The organism is Acinetobacter sp. 228 (assembly GCF_048147885.1).
Genome location: NZ_JAYWYV010000277.1, coordinates 1 through 1357, shown reverse-complemented (window position 1 = coordinate 1357; position 1357 = coordinate 1). Strand labels below are relative to the sequence as shown.

Below are 1357 nucleotides of genomic sequence, written 5' to 3'. Positions count from 1 at the left end.
TGGTTTAAAACGAACCGTATATCCGGTAATAATGCCCGAAGATTCAAGATACTCCATTCTCTTTTTAATCGTTGCTCTTGAGACGTGAACTTTTTCGGCTAATTCGGTTACAGACATCCGTGCGTTATCTTTAAGTAAACCTAAAATAATTTGATCAATATTGTCCATAATGTAATTGTCAATTATCAGATTGGTAAAAAATAATTCATTTTTTACTGAATTACAAATTTTGTGAATCAATTTGATTTTGAATAATAAGGTCATCAGTTAACCCGAATAATTCAATTTAATGGACTAGATAAGATGAATAATTTTGCAGTTTCTCGTGGTGACTTTAACGAGTGGATGGTTCCAGTATTTGCACCGGCAAATTTCATTCCGGTACGTGGTGAAGGTTCACGTATCTGGGATCAAGAAAATAAAGAATATATCGATTTTGCAGGCGGGATTGCAGTAAATGCATTAGGTCATGCGCATCCAGTGGCAGTCAATGCGTTAACAGAACAAGCAAAAAAACTTTGGCACGTCGGTAATGGCTATACCAATGAACCAGTACTACGCCTTGCTAAACAACTCACCGAAAATACATTTGCAGACAAGGTATTCTTCTGTAACTCAGGTGCAGAAGCGAATGAAGCAGCTTTAAAACTTGCGCGTAAAGTTGGACTCGACAGCGGTGTTGCAGGTAAAAGTGGCATTGTGGCATTTAACAATGCTTTCCACGGCCGTACTTTATTTACCGTTTCGGCAGGTGGCCAACCAAAATATTCACAAGACTTTGCACCACTTCCAAACGGTATTAGCCATGTTGCTTATAATGATTTAGAAGCGGCTAAAGCAGTCATAAATGAACAAACTTGTGCAGTAATTGTAGAGCCTGTGCAAGGTGAGGGTGGGGTTATTCCTGCTGATATCGAATTTTTAAAAGGTTTACGTGAACTGTGTGATCAGTTCGGTGCCTTACTTATTTTTGATGAAGTACAAACTGGTGTGGGCCGTACCGGTGCACTTTATGCCTACATGAACTACGGTGTGATTCCGGATGTACTAACTACTGCAAAAGCATTGGGCGGTGGTTTCCCGGTCGGTGCAATGTTAACAACTGATAAATTTGCGCCGCATTTTTCAGTGGGTACGCACGGTACAACTTATGGTGGTAACCCGTTAGCGAGTGCAGTTGCAGGTGCAGTTTTTGAGTTTATTAATACACCAGAAGTACTTGAAGGCGTAAAACACCGTCATCAATATTTCCTTGATGCCTTAAATACTTTAAATGCTGAATATCAAGTATTTGATGAAATTCGTGGTCAAGGTTTATTGATTGGCTGTGTACTAAAAGCTGAATATGCAGGTAAAG

2 protein-coding genes are annotated in these 1357 nt (G+C 39.5%); one reads left to right on the top strand and one right to left on the bottom strand.

The genetic code is table 11. The features are described 5' to 3' along the window. A partial coding sequence (locus tag VXQ92_RS18175; RefSeq protein ID WP_416682747.1) for an Lrp/AsnC family transcriptional regulator occupies positions 1 to 168 on the bottom strand: 168 nt, incomplete at its 3' end. Between the two features lie 135 nt (positions 169 to 303). Here VXQ92_RS18175 and VXQ92_RS18170 point away from each other — a divergent pair. Continuing rightward, positions 304 to 1357, top strand: a 1054-nt coding sequence (locus VXQ92_RS18170) for a bifunctional succinylornithine transaminase/acetylornithine transaminase (protein ID WP_416682746.1), incomplete at its 3' end; no start/stop codon positions are given.